21 protein-coding genes and 1 other RNA gene are annotated in these 24,569 nt (G+C 54.9%); 8 read left to right on the top strand and 14 right to left on the bottom strand.

Annotated features, from left to right (window positions below; genetic code table 11):
- Positions 1 to 87 precede the first annotated feature (87 nt).
- Positions 88 to 182: signal recognition particle sRNA small type (gene ffs / locus AUQ41_RS00295), an RNA gene on the bottom strand.
- Between the two features lie 190 nt (positions 183 to 372).
- On the opposite strand from ffs, the gene nudC reads away from it, so the two are divergent.
- Together nudC and AUQ41_RS00285 are read left to right on the top strand one after the other, a co-directional pair.
- Positions 373 to 1,299 carry an NAD(+) diphosphatase gene (gene nudC, locus AUQ41_RS00290; protein WP_063085757.1) on the top strand — a complete coding sequence of 309 codons (927 nt, stop codon included), beginning with the start codon at positions 373 to 375 and terminating at the stop codon, positions 1,297 to 1,299.
- A 132-nt stretch (positions 1,300 to 1,431) separates the two neighbouring features.
- Positions 1,432 to 2,178, top strand: a complete 747-nt coding sequence (locus AUQ41_RS00285) for a transporter substrate-binding domain-containing protein (RefSeq protein WP_168173432.1) — start codon at positions 1,432 to 1,434, stop codon at positions 2,176 to 2,178.
- Between the two features lie 16 nt (positions 2,179 to 2,194).
- Here the strand turns inward: AUQ41_RS00285 and AUQ41_RS00280 are convergent, their stop codons facing one another.
- Both AUQ41_RS00280 and AUQ41_RS00275 read right to left on the bottom strand, forming a co-directional pair.
- Entirely contained in the window at positions 2,195 to 2,563 is a 369-nt protein-coding gene (locus tag AUQ41_RS00280) for a DUF1636 domain-containing protein (RefSeq protein WP_063085752.1), read from the bottom strand.
- A 54-nt stretch (positions 2,564 to 2,617) separates the two neighbouring features.
- Positions 2,618 to 3,496: a LysR family transcriptional regulator gene (locus tag AUQ41_RS00275; RefSeq protein WP_063085749.1), complete on the bottom strand. Its 879-nt coding sequence runs from the start codon at positions 3,494 to 3,496 to the stop codon at positions 2,618 to 2,620.
- A gap of 154 nt (positions 3,497 to 3,650) precedes the next feature.
- Here AUQ41_RS00275 and AUQ41_RS00270 point away from each other — a divergent pair, with 154 nt between their 5' ends.
- Entirely contained in the window at positions 3,651 to 4,259 is a 609-nt protein-coding gene (locus AUQ41_RS00270; protein ID WP_083952888.1) for a glutathione S-transferase family protein, read from the top strand.
- Between the two features lie 128 nt (positions 4,260 to 4,387).
- Here the strand turns inward: AUQ41_RS00270 and AUQ41_RS00265 are convergent, their stop codons facing one another.
- A complete protein-coding gene (locus AUQ41_RS00265; protein WP_063085742.1) occupies positions 4,388 to 5,056 on the bottom strand; it encodes a glutathione S-transferase family protein in 669 nt (222 codons plus the stop codon).
- A gap of 146 nt (positions 5,057 to 5,202) precedes the next feature.
- Between AUQ41_RS00265 and AUQ41_RS00260 the strand changes: the two genes are divergently transcribed.
- Positions 5,203 to 5,877 carry a TetR/AcrR family transcriptional regulator gene (locus AUQ41_RS00260; RefSeq protein WP_063085739.1) on the top strand — a complete coding sequence of 225 codons (675 nt, stop codon included), beginning with the start codon at positions 5,203 to 5,205 and terminating at the stop codon, positions 5,875 to 5,877.
- Here AUQ41_RS00260 and dapE read toward each other — a convergent pair whose 3' ends face one another.
- From dapE to AUQ41_RS00245, 3 genes are all read right to left on the bottom strand, one after another.
- Positions 5,878 to 7,017, bottom strand: a complete 1,140-nt coding sequence (gene dapE / locus AUQ41_RS00255) for a succinyl-diaminopimelate desuccinylase (protein ID WP_063085736.1) — start codon at positions 7,015 to 7,017, stop codon at positions 5,878 to 5,880.
- Positions 7,018 to 7,171: 154 nt separating this feature from the next.
- Positions 7,172 to 8,017, bottom strand: coding sequence for a 2,3,4,5-tetrahydropyridine-2,6-dicarboxylate N-succinyltransferase (gene dapD / locus AUQ41_RS00250; RefSeq protein ID WP_063085734.1), 846 nt, complete (start codon positions 8,015 to 8,017; stop codon positions 7,172 to 7,174).
- Between the two features lie 250 nt (positions 8,018 to 8,267).
- Positions 8,268 to 8,963, bottom strand: coding sequence for a pyrimidine 5'-nucleotidase (locus AUQ41_RS00245; protein ID WP_008889093.1), 696 nt, complete (start codon positions 8,961 to 8,963; stop codon positions 8,268 to 8,270).
- Positions 8,964 to 9,421: 458 nt separating this feature from the next.
- On the opposite strand from AUQ41_RS00245, the gene AUQ41_RS00235 reads away from it, so the two are divergent.
- Positions 9,422 to 11,104 (top strand): EAL domain-containing protein, encoded by a 1,683-nt coding sequence (locus AUQ41_RS00235; protein WP_063085728.1) that lies wholly within the window; start codon positions 9,422 to 9,424, stop codon positions 11,102 to 11,104.
- 67 nt (positions 11,105 to 11,171) lie between these two features.
- Here the strand turns inward: AUQ41_RS00235 and AUQ41_RS00230 are convergent, their stop codons facing one another.
- The 3 genes from AUQ41_RS00230 to AUQ41_RS00220 all read right to left on the bottom strand — a co-directional run bounded on the left by AUQ41_RS00230 (position 11,172) and on the right by AUQ41_RS00220 (position 14,846).
- The gene (locus AUQ41_RS00230; protein ID WP_168173433.1) at positions 11,172 to 11,978 is read right to left on the bottom strand and encodes an ABC transporter substrate-binding protein; all 807 of its coding nucleotides are present in this window, start codon (positions 11,976 to 11,978) and stop codon (positions 11,172 to 11,174) included.
- 253 nt (positions 11,979 to 12,231) lie between these two features.
- Positions 12,232 to 13,857 carry a phosphoenolpyruvate carboxykinase gene (locus tag AUQ41_RS00225; protein ID WP_063085723.1) on the bottom strand — a complete coding sequence of 542 codons (1,626 nt, stop codon included), beginning with the start codon at positions 13,855 to 13,857 and terminating at the stop codon, positions 12,232 to 12,234.
- 218 nt (positions 13,858 to 14,075) lie between these two features.
- On the bottom strand, positions 14,076 to 14,846 hold the full coding sequence (locus tag AUQ41_RS00220; RefSeq protein WP_063085720.1) for a HugZ family protein: 771 nt from the start codon (positions 14,844 to 14,846) through the stop codon (positions 14,076 to 14,078).
- Between the two features lie 425 nt (positions 14,847 to 15,271).
- On the opposite strand from AUQ41_RS00220, the gene AUQ41_RS00210 reads away from it, so the two are divergent.
- Together AUQ41_RS00210 and AUQ41_RS00205 are read left to right on the top strand one after the other, a co-directional pair.
- The gene (locus tag AUQ41_RS00210; RefSeq protein ID WP_143588761.1) at positions 15,272 to 17,506 is read left to right on the top strand and encodes an EAL domain-containing protein; all 2,235 of its coding nucleotides are present in this window, start codon (positions 15,272 to 15,274) and stop codon (positions 17,504 to 17,506) included.
- Positions 17,496 to 19,460 carry a sensor histidine kinase gene (locus tag AUQ41_RS00205; RefSeq protein WP_063085711.1) on the top strand — a complete coding sequence of 655 codons (1,965 nt, stop codon included), beginning with the start codon at positions 17,496 to 17,498 and terminating at the stop codon, positions 19,458 to 19,460. The genes AUQ41_RS00210 and AUQ41_RS00205 overlap by 11 nt, the downstream gene beginning before the upstream one ends.
- Here the strand turns inward: AUQ41_RS00205 and AUQ41_RS00200 are convergent.
- Positions 19,452 to 19,649: a DUF1289 domain-containing protein gene (locus AUQ41_RS00200; protein WP_063085708.1), complete on the bottom strand. Its 198-nt coding sequence runs from the start codon at positions 19,647 to 19,649 to the stop codon at positions 19,452 to 19,454. The genes AUQ41_RS00205 and AUQ41_RS00200 overlap by 9 nt on opposite strands.
- A gap of 138 nt (positions 19,650 to 19,787) precedes the next feature.
- Positions 19,788 to 19,985: a CsbD family protein gene (locus AUQ41_RS00195; protein ID WP_063085705.1), complete on the bottom strand. Its 198-nt coding sequence runs from the start codon at positions 19,983 to 19,985 to the stop codon at positions 19,788 to 19,790.
- A gap of 275 nt (positions 19,986 to 20,260) precedes the next feature.
- Here AUQ41_RS00195 and AUQ41_RS00190 point away from each other — a divergent pair, with 275 nt between their 5' ends.
- Positions 20,261 to 20,878, top strand: coding sequence for an RNA methyltransferase (locus AUQ41_RS00190; RefSeq protein ID WP_063085702.1), 618 nt, complete (start codon positions 20,261 to 20,263; stop codon positions 20,876 to 20,878).
- Positions 20,879 to 21,024: 146 nt separating this feature from the next.
- Here AUQ41_RS00190 and AUQ41_RS00185 read toward each other — a convergent pair whose 3' ends face one another.
- Positions 21,025 to 23,289 (bottom strand): anthranilate synthase component I, encoded by a 2,265-nt coding sequence (locus AUQ41_RS00185; protein ID WP_063085699.1) that lies wholly within the window; start codon positions 23,287 to 23,289, stop codon positions 21,025 to 21,027.
- Positions 23,290 to 23,517: 228 nt separating this feature from the next.
- Positions 23,518 to 24,510: an ion transporter gene (locus AUQ41_RS00180; protein ID WP_063085695.1), complete on the bottom strand. Its 993-nt coding sequence runs from the start codon at positions 24,508 to 24,510 to the stop codon at positions 23,518 to 23,520.
- Positions 24,511 to 24,569: the final 59 nt, after the last annotated feature.

Genomic DNA, 24,569 nt, shown 5'->3' with positions numbered 1-24,569 from the left:
TGGGAAAGTTCCCATGCAAAAAACCATCTGCCCATCAATGTCAGGGGCAAAGCAAATATCAGCAATTTCAATGGGAGGGTTTGAAGGGTGAGAGACTGAACAGCGACCCGGAAAAACTCGTTACGGCTGCTACCTTCCGGTCCTGACCGGGTTGGCGAGCGGTCCGTCCACTGCCAGCCTCTCGCCCCCTATATCGCGCAAGCGTCCATAAAACGCAAGGGTTGGCTGGGATTTTTTCTGTTATCAAGCAATCGTGGCTTTTGACCGATCCTCACCCACGTTAATGTCATGCTCCGTCACCACAGGAAATGTCGGCGATCCCATGGGTTTGCCCGATATTTTCCGCATCAGAATTTCAAGAAAGTGACCACCATGCACAGGCTGTTTTATGAATCCGTTGATCTTGATCGCGATGCGGTTTTGCGCAAACGCGAAGACTGGCAACAGGTTCTGTTGGCCGAGGAGTCGCTGCGCATCCTGATTTGCCATGCCGGTGATCCGCTTTTTGCCTGGCCCGAGGACATGGACGCCCACGAACTGGTGGTGCTGGGTGCCCCGGCCGTGCCGCATCTGGATGTTGATCTTCATCTTGGGCAGTGGATTTATCTTGGCCGCGATGAAAGCGGACCGGTGATTGCGGTCGATATTGCTGCGGTGGTGACGGATCGTGACGAGGCCATCCGCAAACTCGGCGGTGGTTTTGGTGACATGCGCACCCGCATGGCCAATCTTTCGGTGGATGAGGCGGCCCTTGCCGCACAGGCGCGCGCGATTTTCAACTGGCATCAGGGGCATCAGTTTTGTGGGGCGTGCGGTCATCCGAATTTGGTGGCAGAGGCGGGATATCGTCTGCAATGCAGCAACCCGAACTGCGGCAAATCGCATTTCCCGCGCACCGATCCGGCGGTGATCATGTTGATCCATCATCAGGATCATGTGTTGCTGGCAAGATCCCCGCAATTCCTGCCCGGCATGGTGTCGGTTCTGGCCGGTTTCGTTGAACCGGGCGAAACCCTTGAACAGGCCGTCGCGCGCGAAGTGTTCGAAGAAGTCGGTGTCCGGATCAAACGCCCGCAATATGTCGCATCCCAGCCATGGCCGTTTCCGGGTTCTTTGATGCTTGGCTTTGTCGCCGAGGCCGAAACAACCGACCTTCTGCCCGATAACGAAGAAATCGAGTTTGCGATGTGGGTGCATCGCGACGATGTGCCAAACCTGCCCGAAAAAGGTATCAACCTGCCGCGTCCGATATCTATCGCACGCTTCCTTCTGGAAAACTGGTGCGCGGGCCACATATAGAGACAAAGAGGCCTTTGTCACCATCCTGGTGATACGGCATCGCTGTACTGTGTGATGATCGGTATTCAGGGAAAAGCTTTGGTAGCGATACGTTTTCTACGCGATTTGGTTGTAACCGGCGTTGCTGTCTGTTTGCTTGCGACTTTGTTCGCAGTAACGGCCGCAAAGGCCCATGAACGGATCCCCGTCAAGGTCGGTGCGTATGAATATGGCGTGGTCTATTTCTATGATGATGGCAAGCCACGGGGCATGGTTCTGCACCTGATCAGACTTCTGAATGATTTGCAGGACGAATATGTGTTTGAACTTGCCGAAACCTCATCGCGTCGGCGCTATCAGGCCGTCACCAGTGGCGAGGTGGACCTTGTTCTGCTGGAAAGTGCGCAATGGGAATGGCGGAATCTGGATGTTCAGTTCTCCAAATCCATTGTTCAGGAAAAGGACCTTTATCTGACGCTTGCCGGGCCGGATAACACCGACGCACTTTTGTCAGATGTGACCAATTATCCGATCCTGTGCGTCTTGGGGTTCCATTACGGATTTGCCGATTTCAACGCGGATCCGGAATATCTGCGCCAGAACTTTGATGTTTTGCTGCGCTATAACGAGCAAGAGGTCCTTGACGGACTTCTGGCCGGGGAAGCACCGATTGGTATCGTCTCGGCGGGCTTTCTGGCCGCCCGGTTTGTTGATTATCCGTCCTTGCGCGAAAGCCTTGTGATTTCTGATCAACCCGATGCCGTCCATGATCTGGTGGCGGTGCTGTCAGCCGGATCGTCAATCCCGCTTGAACGGTTCAACCAATTGATTGCGAAACTGCAATCCACTGGCGAGGTCGAACGCCTGTGGCAGCAACTTCACATCGGTTTGTCTGGCTAGGCCCAGACCGGATTTGCTAGTCGATCGGTGGGATGCGGGCAATAACATTGCGGCGTAGGGCATCTGGGCGTTCGCGCCAGGCAACAATGCCCTTTTCACTTTCGGCATATTTTGACGCCAGCTCACAGAGATCCTCGACCATGCTGTCGGGATCAACATTGCCATAAACATATCCCCACTTGCCCGATCCGTTCAGCGCGACCGAACAGCCAGACTTGCAATTGGTCAGGCATTCAACCGGTCTAACCTCAAACGGCAGATCGCGCGTGGCACAGACTTCCTGAATGCGCTCAAAAAGCGTCTGACCATCACGCGGATCACTTGGTGCGCTGGCGATTGAGGACGTGCAGGTCGTGCAGATATTCAGGCGGGACTTGGCGGTCATGCGGGTGATCTTATCCGGGCTGGTGACAGGTAAACGATGCGGGGGCGCATCCAATCAGCTTGCGACTGGTTTGGTCAAGTCATCATCAAGATGACGGGTGACATATTCCTGGATCGCACCGGCAAGCTGGCGATTGACCAGCGGATGGGCTTCTTCGGCCAGCATGACAGCAACACCGACGGCTGGCAGTGGCGGAAATCCGTCCCGCGCATCAAGAATTTTGAATTCGTCGGTCACACTGGCGGCAGCAAGGGCGGCAACACCCAAACCATCGCGGACCAGATGCAGCATCGAGGCCGCCTGCCGGGATGTCGCATAAAGCGTGAAGGGCCGGTTGGATTTCGAAAAGGCGTCAATCGCCCATGCATGGAACTTGCAATCTTCGGCCGGCAGAACAAGCGGCAGCGGATCAAGAAGGTGCTGCTTGTGGACTGCCGATGTCACCCAGACCCCAAGTTCATGGCGCAGGAAATATCCCTCTTCACCTTTTTCCGACCGGCTGATGATCGACAGATCAAGCTCCCCCTGATCAAGCATCCGGCGCAGCAGGATCGTCGGATTGACCGAAACAAAAAAGCGCGCCTGTGGATGCACCGCACTTATGGCGCGCAGAACAATTGGCAAAATCTTTTGCGCGTAGTCATCGGGGCAGCCGATGCGGATCGGACGGCTTTCTTCCTGAGAACGCAATTGTCCCATCGCCTCATCCGTAAGGCTCAGGATCCGTCTGGCATAGCCGACAAAGGTGATGCCTTCATGGGTCAGTTGAACGTTGCGTCCGTCGCGCTCAAACAGCTTGTTGTCGACCAGTTCTTCAAGCCGCTTCATCTGCATGGAAAAGGCCGATGGCGTGCGCCCGATACGGTCGGCAGCACGGTTGAAGCTGCCGCATTCGGCAAAGGCAACAAAGCTTCGAAGCAGATCGGAATCCATGGCTTCTCCTTTGATCAGAAAAATTGATCAGGAATTTTGAACAATAGGGTCAAAACTATTCGATTGTCCGATTACGATCCAGCGGCAAATATCAAACCCGGCCGGCCAATGCTGTTTTGAATGCGTGAAACGCATGTGCCAAAGGATGACTACAATGATTTTGAACGACTATTTGATGTCGGGTAACGGCTATAAAGTCCGTTTGCTGCTTTCGATGCTGGGTCAACCGTTTGAATATGTCGAACGCGACATCATGAAAGGCGAAACCCACACGCCCGAATACCTTGAAAAGGTCAACCCGAACGGCAAGATCCCCGCACTTGTGCTGGATGACGGCAGGAGCCTTGCCGAAAGCAACGCCATTCTGATCTATCTGGCCGAAGGCACCAATTTCATCCCAGAGGATGCCTATGACCGGGCCGATATGATGAGCTGGCTGTTCTTTGAACAATATGACCATGAACCGAACGTCGCTGTTCTGATTTCCTGGTATGCGATCAAGGGCCTGCCGGAACATGCCGATATTCTTGGACCGATGAAACAGGCAGGGGCGAAGCGTGCGCTTGATCTGATGGAAAAGCGTCTTTCAGGTCATAACTGGCTGGTGGGCGATGCGCTTACCATTGCCGATATTTCGCTTTATGCCTACACGCACCGGGCCGAACTTGGCAAAATCAGTCTGGCACCCTATCCCGGCATTCGCGCCTGGCTTGACCGGATGACGGCGGTTCCGGGCTATGTGCCGATCACCTGGACGCCTTAAAGGGCACCAAAAAGCAGCCACCACAAACAGGAACGTCACCCAAGGCTAGGGGGAGGCGGGGAAAGTTGTTCCCATCCGTGGTGGCTGAATACCCTGACGGGAGAAACGTCAGGGTGGCGGTACACTCGTCAGGCTGATTTCAAAAGCTTTTCTGGCAAAAGCGGATCGGTCTGGGCCGCAGAACTTCGCGCCTTGAAACGCGCAAAGGCATCGGCGACATTGGGCGCGTTTGCCAACATTTCAGGGCCGCCCGGCATCGCGTTCAGATAATGCATCATCGGCATGATCATCATGTCGGGAATGGTGAAACGGTCGCCACAAACCCAGCCATCGCCATAAGCAGCATCAAGAACAGAAAGATCGTGACGGATGCGGTCCGCCATCTCGTTCATACGGCTGGTAAATTCCGGGTCACGACGTTTGACATCATCGGCAAAAAATATCGGAATAACGAAATTACGGATGATGTCCGGATCAAGCCGGGTTATGGCGACACTGATCCACTGGTTCATCCGGGCCACTTTTTCGGCATGCACCGGGCGCAATAACGGCCCGGGGAAATTATCATCAATATAGCGGCAAATGGCGGCGGTTTCATAAAGCACGAACGGCCCGTGTTTCAGGACCGGCACCTTGCCAAACGGGTTGTTGCGCAACAGTTCCGGTGTTGGTGGATGGCCGGGTGGCTGGACATTCCGGCTGCTGAACGCGAACGGTATTTCCTTTTCCAGACAGGCAATGCGAACCGTGCGTGTCAGGTTGCTGCGCGGCATTCCGATAATTGTGACATCCGACATGGCAAGACCCTTTTGTTCGGTGAACTTGCAGACAGAATTACGTCCCCCATAATATGTTCAAGAACATATTATCAGAATGTGTCATGGTCGATCTGTCGCCCGATCCAAACATCCGATGACGTGCTGATTACCTGCTGGAGTTCGAAATGCCCTATGCGCCGACGCACAAGCCCAAAACCCGCATTCGCATCGTTAATGCGGCAAGTGCGCTGTTTAAAAAGCACGGATTTGAAAATGTCACGATTGATCAGGTCATGGCAGCGGCCGGGCTGACGCGTGGCGGGTTTTATGCCCACTTCAAGAACAAGGAAGCCCTGTTTGTCGCCTGTGTTGAAAACGGCATGTCGCTTTTGTCATCGCCCGTGCTGGCAAAATTGCGCAAGGCCGAGCTGTCCGGAAGCGACTGGGTGACATCCTTTGCCGAACTCTATCTGTCACGGGTGCATATTGATAACCCCGAACTTGGATGTGCGCTGCCAACCCTGTCGTCCGAAGTCTCACGCTCTGGCGATCAGGCGCGTGCAGCGTTTTCAAAGCTGATTGATCAGGCATCGGGTAAACTTGCCTGGAAACTGGCAAAGGAAGACGGTGTTCCGGGCATGGACAAGCCCGTCCCGGTCGATGGTAAGTCCGTGCTGCCAGATGTTCCTGATGGTTATCGCACCGAAGCCACATCGATGCTGGCGATGCTGGTCGGGGCGGTGGTGCTGAGCCGTGCTGTCGATGATGAGACGGCCGACGATATCCTGACTTCCACGCGTAAGACGATCCTGCAATCGCGAGATCACCTAAGCGCGAAGGCTGGTCAGAAAACCGCCTGATCAGTTGTAAAAGCCCGACAGGATTTCGGCATATATTTTCACAAGGTTTTCGATGTCATCGACCATGGCGTGTTCATCGACCTTGTGCATGCTTTGTCCGACCAGACCGAATTCGGCAACTTCGGTATATTTCTGAATGAAGCGCGCATCGGATGTGCCGCCCGTCGTGCTCATTTCAGGCCGCTTGCCGGTGACTTTCTCCGAGGCATCGGCGATCAGGTTGGCGAGCTTGCCCGGATTGGACAGGAACGCCTCGCCAGAAATTTTGACCTTAAGATCGTGCGCACCGGCATGCTCGGCACAGACATCCTCGATCCATTTTTTAAGATCGCTGCCTGTGTGCTGATCATTAAAACGGATGTTGAACGCCGCACTGACCTTGGCCGGAACCACATTGGTCGCGGTATTTCCGGCATCAACCGTGGTGATTTCAAGGTTGCTGGGCTGGAAATGATCGGTACCCTGATCAAGCGCGCGGGAATTAAGCACATCCAAAGTCTTGATCATGCGCGGGACCGGGTTGTCGGCCAGATGCGGATAGGCGACATGGCCCTGTGCGCCATAAACCGTCAGCCAACCGGTGATGGAGCCACGGCGGCCAACCTTCATCATCTCGCCCAGATATTTCGGGTTGGTCGGTTCGCCGACGATGCAGCAATCGAACTTTTCGCCCTGCTGATCGCACCATTCGACCAGTTTGACCGTGCCGTTGATCGCGTCAGCCTCTTCGTCGCCGGTGATCAGGAAAGAGATGCTTTCATCGAAATCCGGATGGGCGGCAAGAAACGCATCGACCGCACCAACAAAGCAGGCAATGCCGGTTTTCATGTCCACCGCACCACGGCCAAACAGACGGCCGTCTTTGACTTCGCCGCCGAACGGATCGACGGTCCAGGCGGCAACATCGCCGGCGGGAACGACATCGGTATGGCCGGCAAAACAGAAATTGCGCCCCTTGGTCCCCAGACGGGCATAGAGGTTGTCGATCGCATCACTGCCATCACCGTCAAAGACCTTGCGCGTGCACTTAAATCCCCGTGCCTCCAGCGCCTTTTGCAACACATCAAGCGCGCCTTCATCGGCGGGAGTAACCGACGGGCAGCGGATCAGGGATTGTGCAAGTTCAAGGGCGGTCGACATTGGCACTCTCTTGGTCTTAAGGGGTTGCGTCTTTATAGGAATTTACGCCTATTTTTATGTTTCACGTGAAACAAAATAGGAACAAATATACATTAAGGGGCGAAACAGCCATGCGTTTCGCCCCATATATCATGATCACATTGCGTGTCGCAGATCAGTCGCGCAGCAATTCATTGATCGAAGTTTTCGAGCGGGTCTTTTCATCAACGCGTTTGATGATAACCGCGCAATACAGGCTCGGCCCCGGGCTGCCATCCGGAAGCGGTTTGCCCGGAATGCTGCCCGGAACGACCACGGAATAGGCCGGAACGCGACCGACAAAAGTCTCGCCGGTGGTGCGGTCGATGATCTTGGTCGATGCGCCGATAAAGACACCCATCGAAATGACAGCACCTTCTTCGACAATCACACCTTCGACGATTTCCGAACGTGCGCCGATAAAGGCGTTATCTTCGATGATGACCGGGCCAGCCTGAAGCGGCTCAAGCACGCCACCGATACCGGCACCACCCGACAGGTGAACGTTCTTGCCGATCTGTGCACAGGATCCAACCGTCGCCCAGGTATCGACCATGACACCGGTATCAACATAGGCGCCAAGGTTCACGAAGCTCGGCATCAAAACGGTGCCCGGTGCGACATAGGCCGAACGGCGCACGATGCTGCCCGGAACGGCGCGGAAACCGGCCTTTTTGAATTCGGCTTCACCCCAACCTTCGAACTTTGACGGAACCTTGTCCCACCAGTTGGTGTTTTTGCCCGGACCACCTGCGATGGTGGTCATGTCGTTGAGACGGAAGGACAGCAGAACCGCCTTTTTGGCCCACTGATTGACAACCCACTTGCCATTGGTCTTTTCGGCAACGCGCAGGTCGCCGGAATCCATGGCGGAAAGCGTCTGTTCAACAGCCTTGCGGATTTCACCCTGGGTAGAGGAGTTAATCTCGTCGCGATTTTCCCATGCGACGTTGATCACGCCTTCAAGCTCGGTTCTGTTCATTTTTCGAAGGTCCTTGCGGTCAGCCAAAATTGCGTTGGCGGAGAATGGTCAATGCGCGCGCGCAAGTCAACTCCGCCAGTTTACGTAGAAACGCCTGTTTCAGGCAGATTTCCGTTCCTGATCCCGTATGGCCGATAGACATAGCCGATCATACCGCCAAGCTCAATCCTGGAACGATGACAAATCAGCGCTGCCGTGCCCGGTAGCGGGAAACTAAAGCACCCTGATTGGGCGCAGCTTTAACGGAGGATTACGATCCGCTGTTAAGCCCGCGCAAGAAACCGACAAGATCATCGGTTTCATGATCAATGCGCGGATCATCGCGGCCGGCCTGCGCCCATTCAAGATCGGTATGCACCCAGACGGTGGTCATGCCCATATCCTTGGCCGGCAGAAGGTTTTTGGCCATGTCTTCGAAATAGACCGCACGGGTCGGATCGATGCCATCGCGCGCCAGAAGCAGGTCATAGGGTTCCTGCTTGGGTTTCGGGATGTATTCGGCATCGACAATGTCAAAGATGGTTTCAAAATGATCAGCAATACCAAGGCGGTCCATCACCCGTTCGGCATGACCGCGTGAGGCATTGGTGAAAATCAGTTTACGGCCCGGAAGATCATTCAGCGCACTGGCAAGATCGGGTGCCGGGTCGACCACGGACAGATCGATGTCATGGACCTTGGCAAGGTAATCGGCCGGATCGATTTCATGTTCGGTCATCAACCCGCGCAAGGTGGTGCCATAGCGATGGAAATAGTCCTTTTGCACCCGGTGGGCTTCGGTTGCCTCAAGCTTCAGCGCGTCACGGACATATTGCCCGATCAGATCAGACACCTGTGAAAACAGGTTGCAGGCCGCCGGATAAAGCGTGTTGTCGAGATCAAAGATCAGAACGCTGTCATCGTCGACACGGGGCAATTCGGATCTGCGTTTCGGGGCGGTGGTCATGATCTGGGGCCTTCCGGATATGCTTGTTGGACAGACGTGCCTGGCGCGCGTGTCAGGCAGTCGACATTTGTATGCGATCCTTACGGTGTTGCAAACCATCAGGATCAATCAGAACCACAAATGGTGTACCCGTGGTCATTTGTTCGCCGTTGAATTGCATGCTGCCCGCGTGAACGGCACAGGGGTTTAAAACGGCCAAAAAGAGCAAACATATATTGGGTTCTTGTCCGGGAACCATGTCTGGAGCCTTGGGCTGCGCGTATCAAATGTGATGGAGGTTCGGCCGGGAAAACCGGGCGAGGACATTATTATCCGTCCGCATAGGAAATTCAGGTTTTGTAAAACCCTTGTTAAGTAGAAACAGTGAAAATGACCGAAAGCCATTAAGGCGATCAGACTGGTTTCCGTGCTCGGGGGAAGGGAATCACTTGTTGATCCGGGCAGCGTGAGAGGGTGCATTGGATAAACTTATAAAGGCGCGAACAACCGAACTGCGCAAAGAAAGAAACCGTTTTGCGGCATTGGCCTTTGTCTGGGGGGATCTTCTTCTGGAACTGGACGGGGATCTGCAGATTGTTTTTGCCTCTGGCGCATCAGACGGGATTTTGGGGCATCGGCCACAAGATCTGTCGGGGAAGTCGTTCATCCAATTCCTGGCCAAACAGTATCGCCCCCTGGTGACAGAGATGTTGCGGGTCGCGCGCCGTCGCGGGCGCATGGACAATATCCAGGTCCGCTTCAATCAGCAGGCCGACATGTTAAGCCCGCCGGTTTCCATGAGCGGCTATTTCCTGCCTGATCTTGGCGATCATTTCTTTGTCGCACTCAGAGTTGCGATCAATGCCCTGTCGCCCGATGTTGCCGCCAGCCTTCAGCGCGGCACTGCTACGGGACTTCTTGATGAGGAAAGCCTGTCAAAGGTCGTCACGGAACGGTTGATGGCGCGCCGGGAAACCGGGATCGAGCACAAATTTACCCTGATGACCCTCAATGCGTTTGATCCGCTATGCGCGCGGATGAAACAGATCGAACAGGCGGAAATGATGGCCAGCGTCGGAGCCTTTCTGCGCGCCCATTCGGTTGCGGGCGACACGGCCGGGCGACTGGGGACAGAACAATTTGGCATGTTACATCGCGCAGATGTCCCGATTGGCGATCTTGAAAAACGGATCGAGGAATGTGTGCGCGATGCCGATCCGACCGGGGTTGGGATCGAGGTCAGTTCATCCGTGACCGATTTTACCGCCGAGCTGATCCCGCCGGGCGATCTGGCGCGCGGGGTTTTGTATTCCATCCGGCGGTTCTGTGACCGGCAGGAGCACAGCTTTACGTTTTCGCGCCTGATGGGGCAGGCGGATAATCTGGTCAACAATACCTTTTCGGCGATGCAGGATTTTGGCATCCGGGTCGATCAGTTGAAGTTCGACACGGTGTATCAGCCGATCGTGCGCCTGCCGAATGCGGAAATCCATCATTTCGAAGTGCTGGTAAGGTTCTATGACGATGATGGCAAACTGATCCCGACACAGGAACTGGTCAGTTTTGCCGAGCAGGTCAATATGGTCCATCGTCTTGATCTGGCGATGTTGCGCCGAAACCTGAAATGGATCACCTCCCAGCTTGATCAGGGGATAACGGCCCGGGTTGCTGTGAATATTTCGGGCCATTCGCTGGGAAATCCGGATTTTTGCCGGTCTGTGATTGCGCTGTTTGAGCGCCATCGCGAAGCACTTGGCCAATTGATGCTTGAGATCACCGAAACCGCCGAAATCAGCGATATCGATACGGCGGCAAAATGGATTGCCCGTTTCCGTGAATTCGGGGTCGAGATCTGCCTTGATGATTTCGGCACCGGTGCGTCGAACTTCCGGTATCTCAGCGCAATGGATATCGATTATGTAAAGATTGATGGCGAATCAATCCGGCAATCGACCAAGACAGCCAAGGGACTGGCGTTCCTGCGATCACTTGTCGATTTGTGTCACGACATCAATGTCGAGGTTGTCGCCGAGATGATCGAGACAGACAAGATGCGCGAACTTGTGACCAAGGCCGGTTTTGACTATGCGCAGGGCTATCTGTTCGGCAAGCCAGAGGCCGACATTACGCTTTATTGGCGTGATTCTGTTTACAAGCGGTGATGCTGGCAGGCGAGGACATTTCCGGGCGGGGATATTGAGTCGCGAGATGCGGCGTTAACTGGCCCGATCAGTTTTTGCCGTCCTCGGAAGTCACGCCATATCGGGCGAGGATTTTGTCAAACAGGCCATTTTCCCGGATCGTGACAAGGCCGTTGTTTAACTCGGTCAAGAGGGCCTTTGGGTCCTTGGCTTTACGCGAGATGCAAGAATAGTAGGGATTGTTCGAAATCACCTTGAAGTGAATTTGACCGGCCCCGCTAAAATTGTGTTCCGAATTGTGCAACTCGTAATCCATCGGCGCCTTATAGGACAAGGCGGCATCAATACGGCGCGAAAGCAGCATATCAAGCAGGGTGGCTTCGCTATTAACCACGAGAACATCAAGTCCGGCATGGCGTGCAGTTACTTCGAGGCTATAGCCGTTGACGACGCCGACAATCATGTTCCTGGCATCGGCAATCTTTTCAATTGATGTCAGGGCATTCTCGCCCATGGCATAGAACGCCACGCGGACATGTCCCAGCAGATAAGAATAAAACAGGTCCTCTTCGCGTTCAGGCAGGTAACTGCACGAACACAGGCCATCGACCTGTCCGGTACGGGCAAGAAAGTAGGCCCGTCGCCAAGGGTAAAATGGCGTGATCAGGGTGATGTTACGGGTTGCAAAGGCAGCGCGCAGAATTTCGATGTCGTAACCCGGTAAAGTGGCGTTCTCGGCAATTTTTGAGGGCGGGAACGGATTGCACGCAAGTGTGACAGTCCGCTGGTTGCCAGCGGGTGGGATCAGCGTGTTCTGGGCAGATGCCGGTTTGCCAGTGCCAGTAAGGGCCAGTGCAACAAGGATCAGGCTGATGACGTGTACGAACGCACGCAAGTTTCGGCGCCCGTTGAGAACAAGGCACCGCAAAAGCACATGCAAGGAAATATCGGCCCGGTTTGTCACGAATGTGCTGCAATCATTCTAAAAAGAACAACGAGATCAACATGCTATCACGTTTCAGGTGATTGGCACGCGCTTTTCACACGATGAGTGAAGCAATTTAAAGTAGAAATACCGTTAAGATACGTCGCGCGAATAAAAAAGGCCGGTGTCAAACACCGGCCTTTTTGCAAAGTGACGTCCGAACTTATTCGGCGGCTTTGACTTCCGCGCTGTTGCGGATGGCAGCTTCGCGGACATCGTCTGCGACATGTTCTTCGAACTTCGCGAAGTTCTTTTCAAACAGGCCGGTCAGGTTGGTGGCAGCCTTGTCATAGGCAGCCTTGTCTTTCCAGCTTTCGCGCGGGTTCAGAACACTTGCGGGGATATCGCCGCAGGCGGTCGGATAGGCCAGACCGAAGAACGGATCGGTCGCGAATTCGGCATTTTCAAGATCGCCATTCAGTGCGGCATTCAGCAGGCCACGGGTATAGGCAATCTTCATGCGCGAACCAACGCCATAGCCGCCGCCGGACCAGCCGGTATTGACCAGCCAGCAATTGGCTTCGTGTTTTTCCATCATTTCGCCAAGCAGCTTGGCGTAAACCGACGGATGACGCGGCATGAACGGCGCACCGAAGCAGGCCGAGAACGCCGCAGTCGGTTCCTTGACACCTTTTTCGGTGCCGGCAACTTTCGCGGTGTAACCCGACAGGAAGTGGTACATCGCCTGTGCCGAGGACAGCTTTGCGATCGGCGGCAGAACGCCAAACGCATCACAGGTCAGCATGATGATGTTTTTCGGGTGACCACCACGACCGGTTTCCGATGCATTCGGAATGAATTCGATCGGATAGGAAGAACGGGTATTTTCGGTGTGACGGGCATCGTCGAGATCAAGCTCGCGCGATTGCTTGTTCATCACAACGTTTTCAAGAACGGTACCGAAACGCTCGGTCGTTGCAAAGATTTCCGGTTCTGCTTCGCGCGAAAGTTTGATCACCTTCGCATAGCAGCCGCCTTCGAAGTTAAAGACGCCGTCTTCGCCCCAGCCGTGCTCGTCATCCCCGATCAGGGTGCGCGATGCGTCGGCAGAAAGCGTGGTTTTACCAGTACCCGACAGGCCAAAGAACACGGCGGTGTCGCCATTCTTGCCCATATTGGCCGAGCAATGCATCGGCATGACGCCCTTGGCCGGAAGGATGTGGTTAAGAACCGAGAAGATCGATTTCTTCATTTCGCCGGCATACCAGGTGCCGCCGATGATGACCATTTTGCGCTCAAAACTGACCATCACGAAGACTTCGGAGCGGGTGCCGTCGTCTTGCGGGTCAGCCTGAAGGCCAGGTGCGTGCAGAATGGTGAATTCCGGCGCGAAGTCGCGCAGTTCTTCTTTCTGCGGCTGGATGAACATGTTGCGGGCAAATAGGTTATGCCATGCGTTTTCGTTGATCACGCGCACCGGCAGGCGGAAACGCGGATCGGAACCGGCAAAGCAATCCTGAACGAACAGTTCGGTGCCCTGGAAATATGCGCGCACTTTCTGATAGAGGCGCTCAAATACTTCCGGGCTGACCGGGCGGTTTACATCGCCCCAATCGATATCTGCCTTGGTGCTTTCTTCTTCGACGATGAAGCGATCCAGCGGGGAACGGCCGGTATGTTCGCCGGTAAGGGCGACAAAGGCACCGCCTTTGGCGATTTTACCTTCGTTGCGACGGATCGCATGTTCATAAAGGCCGGCAGCGTCAAGGTTCCAGTGAACGGCGCCAAGGTTTTTGAGGCCATGGGTTTCAAGGCCTACACGGCTGACAACGGGTCCTGATTGCAGCACGAAACTCTCCTGGTGGGAATGAAAATCTGGGGGTTAATGTCCTATTTTACACTGCCAATTGTGGGTAATCGGAAGCGCTGAGACATATTGTTACAAAGGTGTCTTAAAAGCAACCGCTCCTTTTGCCTTATACCTAGGAAAACGTAAGTGTTTTTGCGTTTGCGAAAATTACATTTTCAGGGTCGCGGGTTTAATGTTCAGAATACAAATGGTCCGACTTATGCGCGCCATATTTTGCACATTTTGACCAAAATTTCGCGTGCCTCGTCCGGCGTTCGGACCGGGGTCGGGAAGTCGATTCTAAGCGGTGCGATATCGACCGAATTGGCGGTCAGAACCATGCCATCGCAGTCAATCGATTGCATCTGCCAGCCAGCACTGGGGTCGGCGGTGGTGAAGTGACCAACGATGCCAGACAGGGCATCGGCATGGTCGGCATTCATATGCGCAACGATCCCGTCATGGCCGTCGATCAGGGGGGTGATGTTTGCGGGTATCAGCTTGTCACCCGAAAGGCGGCGTTGTTTGCCAAATCCACCTACCCAGTAGGCTGCATCGACAGAAACCCGATAGAACCCGAAATCGGCAAACCCGGCATATTGGGCAGCATCGGGATGGGTTTGCAGATAGCGTTTCTTCACCCGATCAAGGTCAGTGGCGGCTGTTACCGGCATGGCGCGCCCGAAGATGGTTAATCGGGCGGTATCGGTTTCAATTGTGGCCGTACCATCGTTGTTTTCGGCCAGATCGTGGTTTGTCACCAGAAGCGAAACGCGATTGTCGGCCTTGATATGACGGGTGTGATCGGCAAGTTCGGAAATCAGAAGGCAGGGCGTACCATCCATGTCGCAAGCCGGGACAACCATCGATGTCACCGGCCAGCCATCAGGGATCTGAGCATGATCGTACGCGGTTGTTGCCAGAACCGCCCGTCTGGCATGACGCTGCATCTGGCGCAGGGCGAGTGATGACGGTGCGGTATCTGACATAGGGTGCCGTTGCCTTGTGGTTGTTGCCTATCAACAGATAAAGCCATCTTACTGACAGCGCAACCGCGTCCAGCAGGACGTGTAGGTGCGCGTAAAAAGATCAAATCGGATATCGCATAGGTTGAAAAAATTGCGTGCCGTACGCACGTTTACCATTGGGACCGAGTTCAAGGATCGAACATCGTCGGAAAGAACCAGAAAATCGCCAATCATTGGGCTGTAATCGCGTTTGGGTGAACCCATATCGCATATCAGAGGATACTGTATCAGGAGATGGTAAGGGGTCGTTTCGGGGATATTGATTTTGCGCCCTTTGTGAGGGCATCACGCGGTTGTTCGTTCGTAAAAGCATCGGGAAATGGTTGTTTGCTGACCGATCCGGTTCTTGTCGCGGGCAGGTGCGCGAATGAACAAGGGAAACAACGTTGATTGAGCCCGTAATGCCGGAAACCTCGTCGTCAAGGATAGCTTCAAGCGCCTATGACGCGCGGCAAGGCGATACAAGCTGGCGTATTCTGGTCGTCGATGACGACAGGGATGTTCACGAGGCGACGGACTTCGCCCTTGGGCGGGTGAAAATCCTCGGGCGGTCCCTTGAACTGATCCACGTCTTTTCGGCCGAAGAGGCGCTGAAACTTCTGCGTGAAACACCTGATATCGCGGTCATTCTGTTGGATATCGTGATGGAGCGTCCCGATAGCGGATTGCGTCTGGTCGAGGAAATCCGTGCCGAAGGATACCGCGAACAGCGCATCATATTGCGTACTGGATATCCCGGCGATGCGCCGGAAAAGGAAGTCATCCGCGATTACGAAGTTGATGATTACTGGTCAAAGGACGAGTTGACCCGCACCCGTCTTGTCACATCGCTGACAACGGCGATCCGGGCGGTTGACTATGTGCGGGCTCTTAAGGGGACGCGCACCGGCCTTGAACTGGTGATCGAGGGCACGCAATACCTATATCAAAACAAGAGTATCGATATCTTTGCCGAAGGTGTTCTGACCCAGCTTGCCGCAATCCTGCGCGTCAGCCCGCAAGGCGGCATTTGTGCCCTGGGTAACTTGCCAGCCCGCGAAGATGATCTTGTGGTGCTGTCGAGTGTCGGGCGGTTTGCTTCGTGTGTCGGCAAAAACCTTTCGGAAGTCGAAGACATCGACCATCACCTGATTTCATCGGGGAACAAAGGCCGCACGGCACCGATCATTTCAGGCAACAAGATCCTGTTTAGCCATCGAAGCGATACGGGACGCCGGATGCTGATCTATTTGGTCCATGATCATGTCTTAAGCCCAGAAGACACCGTGTTGGTTGAAGTTTTTGCCACCAATCTCGGGATCTGTTTTGACAATCTGGCATTGATGAACGAGTTGGCCGAATTGGCGTTTGTCGATCAGCGCGTCGGTCTTCCCAATCAGAACGCGTTTGATCGAGAACTGATGCATATGACGCGAAATGGCAGCGATGCGGCCATCGTCGCGATGATCGCCATCGAAGATGCCGCACAGTTTTGCGTTGCATTTGGTGTCAATTATTTCGAGCGGATCATCACTGCGGTTTATGAACGCTTGCGCGGCGTGGCGGGGGACGGCGTATTTGTCGCGCGCGTCGGGGAATATACGCTTGGTCTTGTTGACAGTATCGGTACATTTGAAGTTTCCGCCATTGAGGCAATCTTCGACGATCCGTTCGATGTTGTCGGAAGCCCGGTTGTCGTGCGGGCAACCATCGGTGTTGTGCGCGGTAATCCGCAAGGGCGCCGGTCAAGCGATATACAACGGGCCGCAAGGCTGACTTTGCTGAAACAAAAGCAAAGAGGCCCAGGTGGCACGGCTGAGTTCGAGCCATCCATGGCCGATGAAGTGCAGGGCTCACTGCGGATGGTCGGCGCCTTGCGTGCGGCCGTGCGGGATCGGAGACTGACATTCGTTTTTCAACCGAAGATCTGTCTGAACACCGGCGCTGTCATTGGCAGCGAGGTTCTTTGTCGCTGGATGGAGGATGGAAAGCCGATCTCGCCGGGGCGTTTCATCCCGGTGGCCGAACGGGCAGGGTTAAGTGGTGCGATCACGTTCCAATGCCTTGATGCCGTTCGGAACCTGAACGAAATGCTTGGGCATGCGGGCCTGCCGCCCTTGAAGGTGGCGATCAATCTGGCGGCGAATGATATCGGCAATATGGATTTCATCGATCAGTTGATTGAGGCATGCAATTCCCATCATCTTGGACCGGAAACGGTTGGTTTTGAGATTACCGAAACCCAGCGATTTACCAACGATGGCGAGGCGACAGCCTGTGTTCAGAAACTGGCGGCCCTTGGGTTTGAGATTTGGCTTGATGATTTTGGCACCGGGTATTCGTCGCTCAATCATCTGAATATCCTGCCGGTGCGCGGCATCAAGATCGACAAGTCATTTATCAGTGGGCTTGCGGTGGATGTAGGGGCCAATCAGGTTACCGAAACTGCGGCAAAAATTGCAGAAACCCTTGGAATTTCTGCGGTCGCCGAGGGGATCGAGACCATCGAACAACAAAGGATCTGCAAGGATCTTGGCATTCAGTTTGCTCAAGGTTTCCTGTACAGCCCGGGAATTGTGCCGGAAGAATTTGTCGACTGGCTGAAAAGCCGGGATTGCGACGGATGGTCGGATGATGATTGATCCGGATGTACAAACGCCGTCTTCGGGTGACCAGGCCCTGCCTCTTGTCGATGGACGCGAGGCGCAGTGGTATCAAAGCAGTTATTTCTGGCAGGTCACGGGCGTTCTTGCGCTTGGCGGGATGTTTCTGTTTTTCGGGGTGATGGCGTTCTGGCACACAATTGAATCCAGCCGCGAAGACGAACGGACGGTTCGGCGTCTGCTTGTGGATGTTACCCATCGGGCGGCAGATATCCAGCAATGGTATGAAACCGCCATCCAGACCCTGAACCTGTCGATCCTGCATCCGGCAGTTGAGGAATTTCAGACCCGCCCGGACGAGACGATCAGATATTTCACGGAACTGGCGGGTGAAGTGCAACGTTTCAGCCAGCTTCGGATCATCCTGCCATCCGGTATGGAAGCCATCCGGGTTGATGCACGCGGCAACGAGGTGATCGTTGCCCCTGATGATGCGCTACAAGACAAGTCTGATCGTTATTATTTCGAAGCAGCCCGGTCTTTGCGCCTTGGCCAGGTTTATGTCAGCAGGCTTGACCTCAATGTCGAAAATGGCGAGATCGAAATGCCGCTGCGTCCGACAACCCGGCTGGTGGCACCGATCAGTGGCGTTGATCAAAGCATTGTCGGATATCTGATCGTCAATCTGGATATGCGGGTGCCATTGATCCCGTATGGCACTGCATCCGACGGTGTGACCCAAACCGAACTTATCAATCACGACGGATACTGGCTGGCCGGGGCGAGCGACGATCGCAACTGGGGCTTCATGCTTGGGCACAATGCGTCTGTGGCGCAGGCCAGTCCGGAACTTTGGCAGCGCATCAAATCAGTCGATCGACAGGCTGGTTTTGAATTTGATGGCCTGATTTACGAGGTGGAAACCCTTCCGGTTGAACGGATGATGAGCAGTTTCTCAAGCGGCAGTGTGCATTCGGAGACTGCAAGGTTTTATCTGGTCGGAAGTGCGCCCGCCTATCAGGCCTGGGCGGGGGATAAAACGGCAGAGGGGATCTTTGTTGGCCTCGTTACCATCATGATTTGGGGGCTGTCGGGGGGGATCGGGTATCTTTTGCTGCGACGACGACAAACCGCACAACTTCAGGCGCTTTTGACCAAGGATCTGCTTGTTCAGGGGCGCATGGCATCCCTTGGCCGGATTGTTGCCGGGGTATCACATGAAATGCGCACCCCGCTTGGCAATGCGCTTACGGTCAGTACCACCATGGCCGATGATCTGCAGGACTTGCAGCAAGGCCTGATCAAGGCAGGCGACTTTGATGAAGACCGCATGGAGGCGGTCAATTCACTTCTGGAAGGCAACAGAATTCTTCAGAAGAACATCATCCGGACCAAGGAACTTCTGAAACATTTCAATCAGACGGCGACGGACCAGACGGTTCATGTTCTTCGCAATTTCGATCTGACCAAGGTCGTTACCAATCTGGTCGAAACATTGCGCAAACAGTTTGAAAAGACCGGTATTGAACTGACGATGGCGCTGCCGCAATCCGCGCATCTGAACAGTTACAGTGACGCGATTGATCAGGTGCTGCTGAGTTTGATCATGAATGCCCATCAGCATGCCTTTGTCGGACGGGAAATCGGCAAGATCAGCATCAGGCTGAGCAATCGGGATGAAGAAAACTATCTTTTGGAAATTGCTGATAACGGGATCGGTATCGCGCCAGAAAATCACGAAAAGATTTTCGAGCCATTCTGGTCGGTTGACGGGTCAACCGGGGGCAGCGGGCTTGGATTGGCGATCATTTTGAATGTGGTGCAAAACACCCTTGGTGGTCAGCTCAAGATTTCGTCTGTACCTGGATCGGGGACCGTATTCCAGATGATCCTGCCAAAGGACGCCCCGTCCTACGAAGCAACGCAGGAAAGCCCGTTTTCCGTTCATGGCGACGCACAATTGGCATCCGTCCGTTCGGCCGGGTCAGTCTGAACAGCTTGCAGTGGTCGCGTTTTTGAGTTCGGCGCGGCGTTGGCGGGTCTTGGAAATAACGCGCTTTTTGGTGCCGTCGCTCATGGTCATCCAGGAACCGATTTCATCGCCGGTGCGATAACATCCCATGCAGTAACCCGATCTTGGGTCAAGCATGCAGGTGCCGTTGCACGGGGATTTGACGGGCATGATGATGGGCCTGTAAACGCGAAAACAAAGATTTCAAACCCATAAAAAGCAGTTTCGCGCGCAGCAATCAAGGGGAGGATCTTGGGCCGCGCGCGAAACGAACGGGGGGATGGCCGGTTATGGCTTAAATCAAATCACTTAAAGGCGATTGAACCACTCGCGGACCTGACGGTCGGCCTCTTCGCGTTGAATGCCATAGGCTTCCTGAATCTTGCCGACCAGTTTGTCTTGCTGGCCATCAATGGTATCGACATCATCGTCGGTTAGGCGACCCCACTGTTTTTTGACGTCACCGGTAAGCTGTTTCCAACGTCCTTCGATTTGGTCCCAATTCATTATCGTCTCCTGTTTTGGTTGACGGTTTGCTCGACCAAGGGATGTTGTGCCCTTTGCTAGAATCAACGAAGCAGCAGCGGTGTTGTTCCAAATTGTTTTGCCACGTCGGTTCAGGCAATCGGACAGAGCAAGCGGTTACAGCAACGGGTGGCAGCATTGCCCGGGGTATGCTTGCCATATCGCGCCCGGGGCGCTATAGCCCCCTACAGTTCTTTTTATGGAGTTGTTTTCGCACCGGCCTCAAATCGGCTGACTGGTGCGGCACGGAGGAAGATATGCGCGGCTATTTCGGGATTGGAATTGAAGGGGCAAGCAAGCCTTTGAATGTGGGCACCCTGTTTCGTTCTGCCCATGCCTTTGGCGCAAGTTTTGCGTTTACGGTGGATGCAGATTTCCGTGAGGAACGCTCCAACATCACCGATACATCGAAGTCGGGCGAACAGATGCCCTACTATCATTTCCCCGATCACGAAAACCTGTTCCTGCCGCAAGGCTGCCGCATGGTGGGGGTCGAACTGACACCCGATGCGATTGAACTGCCAAGCTTCAAGCATCCGTCGCAAGCGGCCTATATCCTGGGTCCAGAACGCGGCAACCTGTCAGATGAAATGCAGGAAAAATGCGATTTCATCATCAAGATCCCGATGAGTTTCTGTGTCAATGTGGCGATTGCCGCCAATATCGTGATGTATGACCGCGTGATCAATCTGGGCCGGTTTGCCCCGCGCCCAGTACGTGCCGGTGGCCCCACCGAACCCAAGCCCGAAGCCCATTACGGCGGCTGGATTTCGCGCACGCGCGATAAGCGCAAGGGTGACCCGGAAAAATTCCGTCAGGCCCCGCCGCCCGATTACTCCGTAATTGACGGCTCGCTTGATGATGACGACGCCTGATCACGGCATCACACTCCCCTGAGCAAAAAAGAAGCAACGGCCGCGAGGGAGGAGCACGGCCGTTGCTGTGTGTGATCTGCGGTTTGCTGTGCCTTGACAGGGGGGGGGGCTTGGCACGCCACGCAGATCAGGGTGTTTGGTGATGGTCAGGCGGCCTTGTGATCGGTCGCTGTCTCTTCCTTGTTTGTCGTGTCGTCCTGTTCGGGGTCGTCGATCTTGTCGTCCGGGCGTTCGCCATGCGGGTTGCGCAGAAGGTTTGCGATCATGCGCATGCCGACTTCGCCCTGAAGGGTCAAAAGGCTTTCGGGGTGGAACTGCACGGCACTGATCGGCAGGCTTTTGTGGCGGATGCCCATGATCACCCCGTCGTCACTGCGCGCCGTGACCGTAAGGTCGGCTGGCATTTCAGCCGCCTTGGCAAACAGGGAATGGTAGCGTCCGACAACGATGTCTTCGGGCAGGCCATCAAACAGCGGATCGGTTGTATCGAGTTTCACCTTTGACGGTTTGCCATGCATCGGTGTGACAAGTTGGCCGAGGGATCCGCCAAAGAATTCGACAATCCCCTGAAGACCAAGGCAAACCCCGAACACCGGCAAACCCGCAGCAAGGGCGCGTTCGATGCTGTCGCGCAGGTGATAGTCATCCGGCCGCCCGGGACCGGGTGACAGGAACACCAGATCAGGTTTGAAATCGTCAAACGCCTGATCGGGGAAGCCCGGACGGAGCGTGAGCGTTTCGGCCCCCGTCGCACGGATGTAGCTGGCAAGGTTTTGCACAAAGCTGTCTTCGTGATCGATCAGAAGCACGCGTTTGCCTACACCCGACACCGTCGGATCAAGGGTCACTTCATCCTTGGCATCGCGGGTGACGGCATCGATCATCGCTGATGCTTTAAGGACGGTTTCGGCTTCTTCGGCGTCCGGTTCGCTATCAAACAGAAGCGTCGCACCCGCGCGGACTTCGGCGACACCCTGTTTGAGCCGCACGGTGCGCAACGTCAGGCCGGTATTCAGATCACCATTGCACAGAACCGCCCCAATCGCGCCGCCATACCAGGCGCGCGCACTGCGTTCGACGGCCTCGATATGTTTCATCGCAGCACGCTTGGGCGCACCGGTTACGGTTACGGCCCAGCAATGGGTCAGGAAGGCATCGAGCGCATCAAACCCATCCCGCAGGCGACCTTCGACATGATCGACCGTGTGGATCAGGCGCGAATACATTTCGATCTGACGCCGGCCCAGAATGCGGATGCTGCCCGGTTTGCAGACGCGTGCCTTGTCGTTGCGATCGACATCGGTGCACATGGTGAGTTCTGATTCTTCCTTGGCGGAATTCAGCAAAGTGCGGATATTTTCGGCATCCTCGATCGCATCACGGCCACGTGCGATGGTGCCGGAAATCGGACAGGTTTCGATACGCTGTCCCTTGACCCGGACATACATTTCGGGCGATGCGCCAATCAGATGTTCACCGTCCCCGAGATTGATCAGGAAACCGTAAGGGGCCGGGTTGCGACGCTTGAGACGGCGGAAAATTTCCGACGGTTTGACATCACAGGCGGTGCGGAAAACGCGGCTGGGCACCACTTCAAACAATTCGCCACGGGCAAAGCGGTGCTTGGCATCCTCAACGATGGCGGCATATTCGCCCTGTTTCATATCGTTTTCGATGGCGGCGTTGTTGCCGCGTGATGGCGGATGGGGTTGTGAAATGCGCTCAAGACCCGCAGTGCTGCGACCATCGGGGGCGATAAAGTCATAATCAAACCGGGTGGCGACGCGTGAGGCATGGTCGACTGTGACCATCTGATCAGGCAGGAACAGGTGGATGTCCTTATGGTCCGCCGGGCGGTCCTGGGCCAGATTGATCTGTTCGAAATGAAGCGCGATGTCATAGCCAAAGGCGCCATAAAGCCCAAGACGCTCATCGCCCTTGTGCCCGAACAGATCACGCAGTGCGCGCACGACCGAAAACAGGCTGGGTTGCTGGCTGCGTTCTTCTTCGGGGAACCAGGCGGCGGGTTTTTTGACCACGCCATAAAGCCCGTCTTCGCCGTTGGTCAGGCTTTCGACATGGGGATGGTTTTCAAGCGTACTTGCAATGATATCAAGCAACACCCGCCCGCGATCATTGAGTGCGTGCACCGCAAAGCCGCGTTCGCGCCCGACAATTTCAAGCGGTGGGGCATCAAAGCCCATATCCCAACGTGAATAGCGCCCCGGAAACTCATAGCTTGAAGACAGCAACACGCCCTTGGTGGCATCAAGCGCATCAATCAGTCCTTCGGTTGCGTTTTCGTAAGCCACTTCGGTCATGCGGCGGATAACCGAAACACCGCCATCGGTGGTGTAGCGATATTCGCTGCTGTCAGTGGAAATGCCGGTTTGGCTTGTCGGGGTCGTCACGTTTTTTACTCCTGTGTGGGCCTTTCGCCGCAGGAGCCATGTGATCTTAAGACAAGGAAGAAGAAGTCTGAAAACACAAAGCCGCCTGCAAGAATGAGGCGGCCGGTATGTTTAGGGCACGAGTTTTGGCCGCCCGCTTAAGCGAGCCACCACCAACGATTTGCAATGCGGGTCGGGTTCATGCCGTGTGTTTTCATGGGTCAACCATGTGCGCAAAAAAACCGGGCGTCAAGACTTTTGCGGCGTGGGTGTTGTTTCGGTGTCGTGCAGTTCAAGGTGAAGCGGCTGATGGCAATGCGGACAGGTCAGGATTTCATCGCTTTCATTGCGATGGACATCGCGGATGTCCTCGATGATTGACTGCGCCTGTTCTTCGCTGATGCCGAGTTCTTCCTGATGGGATCGCAGTTTGTGGCGGACCCGTTCGGTCAAACGTTTGCCCAGCAGCTGGCGGGTGGCCTGATGGCGATACTCGCTTTCGCGCCGACGCAGTTCGGCGTTAAAGGCCGACGCCAGAATACCGGCCGGTACGGCAACAATCCCGATCCCGGTCAATGAGATGATGCTGGCCAGGAATTTTCCAAACGGTGTAATCGGCACAACATCGCCATAGCCGACTGTGGCGAGCGTAATGACACTCCAATAAAGCGCATCAAGCAGGTTGGAGAATTGTTCAGGTTGGGCTTCGTGTTCGGCGAGGTAAATCGCCCCGGCACTGAAAACCAGCATGCAGGCAAGGGCAGCACTTGCGGCACCGAAAATGCCCATTTGCTGGCGAAACACCAGCATCATCAGTTCCAGCCCCGTGGAATAGCGGGTGAATTTCAACAGGCGCAGCAACCGGACAATACGGATAAAACGCAAATCAATGCTGGTAAAGAACCACAGGAAGATCGGCAGGATCGCCAGCAGATCAATCAGTGCCATCGGTGTTAGCATATAGCGCAGACGCGCAAATCGGCCACTAAAGCGCGGATTGTCCGGGGCGGACCAGACACGCAGGCCATATTCGATGGCAAAGATCAGCGTGCAGACGATCTCGATTGTGGCAAACAGAATGAAATAGCGTTCGGCAAAGTCTTCGACCGAGTCAAAAATCACCGAGACGACATTGATGATGATCGCGCTGGCCAGAACCAGATGCACAAACAGCGAAAACCGCGACTCCCGGTCAACACCGTGCAGAAGTTTCTGGGTTCTTGATCGAAGGGTCGGTTTCATGTCGCGCTTACTCGGTCCGGGCAATGGAGTGCACTATTGCCCGGGCAGTTTTGCGCCCA

This window comes from Thalassospira sp. MCCC 1A02898, from assembly GCF_001618185.1.
GTDB classification, from domain to species: domain Bacteria; phylum Pseudomonadota; class Alphaproteobacteria; order Rhodospirillales; family Thalassospiraceae; genus Thalassospira; species Thalassospira tepidiphila.
The sequence above is the reverse complement of the archived record's forward strand: the minus strand, read 5'-3'. Positions and strand labels throughout refer to the sequence as shown.

Coding starts and splice junctions, on each gene's coding strand:
- dapE (WP_063085736.1), bottom strand. CDS start 7,017: ATGTCGACCGCCCTTGAACTTGCACAATCCCTGATCCGCTGCCCGTCG.
- AUQ41_RS00270 (WP_083952888.1), top strand. CDS start 3,651: ATGATTTTGAACGACTATTTGATGTCGGGTAACGGCTATAAAGTCCGT.
- AUQ41_RS00245 (WP_008889093.1), bottom strand. CDS start 8,963: ATGACCACCGCCCCGAAACGCAGATCCGAATTGCCCCGTGTCGACGAT.
- AUQ41_RS00275 (WP_063085749.1), bottom strand. CDS start 3,496: ATGGATTCCGATCTGCTTCGAAGCTTTGTTGCCTTTGCCGAATGCGGC.
- nudC (WP_063085757.1), top strand. CDS start 373: ATGCACAGGCTGTTTTATGAATCCGTTGATCTTGATCGCGATGCGGTT.
- AUQ41_RS00195 (WP_063085705.1), bottom strand. CDS start 19,985: ATGAATTGGGACCAAATCGAAGGACGTTGGAAACAGCTTACCGGTGAC.
- AUQ41_RS00265 (WP_063085742.1), bottom strand. CDS start 5,056: ATGTCGGATGTCACAATTATCGGAATGCCGCGCAGCAACCTGACACGC.
- AUQ41_RS00220 (WP_063085720.1), bottom strand. CDS start 14,846: ATGTCAGATACCGCACCGTCATCACTCGCCCTGCGCCAGATGCAGCGT.
- AUQ41_RS00280 (WP_063085752.1), bottom strand. CDS start 2,563: ATGACCGCCAAGTCCCGCCTGAATATCTGCACGACCTGCACGTCCTCA.
- AUQ41_RS00180 (WP_063085695.1), bottom strand. CDS start 24,510: ATGAAACCGACCCTTCGATCAAGAACCCAGAAACTTCTGCACGGTGTT.
- AUQ41_RS00190 (WP_063085702.1), top strand. CDS start 20,261: ATGCGCGGCTATTTCGGGATTGGAATTGAAGGGGCAAGCAAGCCTTTG.
- AUQ41_RS00260 (WP_063085739.1), top strand. CDS start 5,203: ATGCCCTATGCGCCGACGCACAAGCCCAAAACCCGCATTCGCATCGTT.
- dapD (WP_063085734.1), bottom strand. CDS start 8,017: ATGAACAGAACCGAGCTTGAAGGCGTGATCAACGTCGCATGGGAAAAT.
- AUQ41_RS00200 (WP_063085708.1), bottom strand. CDS start 19,649: ATGCCCGTCAAATCCCCGTGCAACGGCACCTGCATGCTTGACCCAAGA.
- AUQ41_RS00205 (WP_063085711.1), top strand. CDS start 17,496: ATGATGATTGATCCGGATGTACAAACGCCGTCTTCGGGTGACCAGGCC.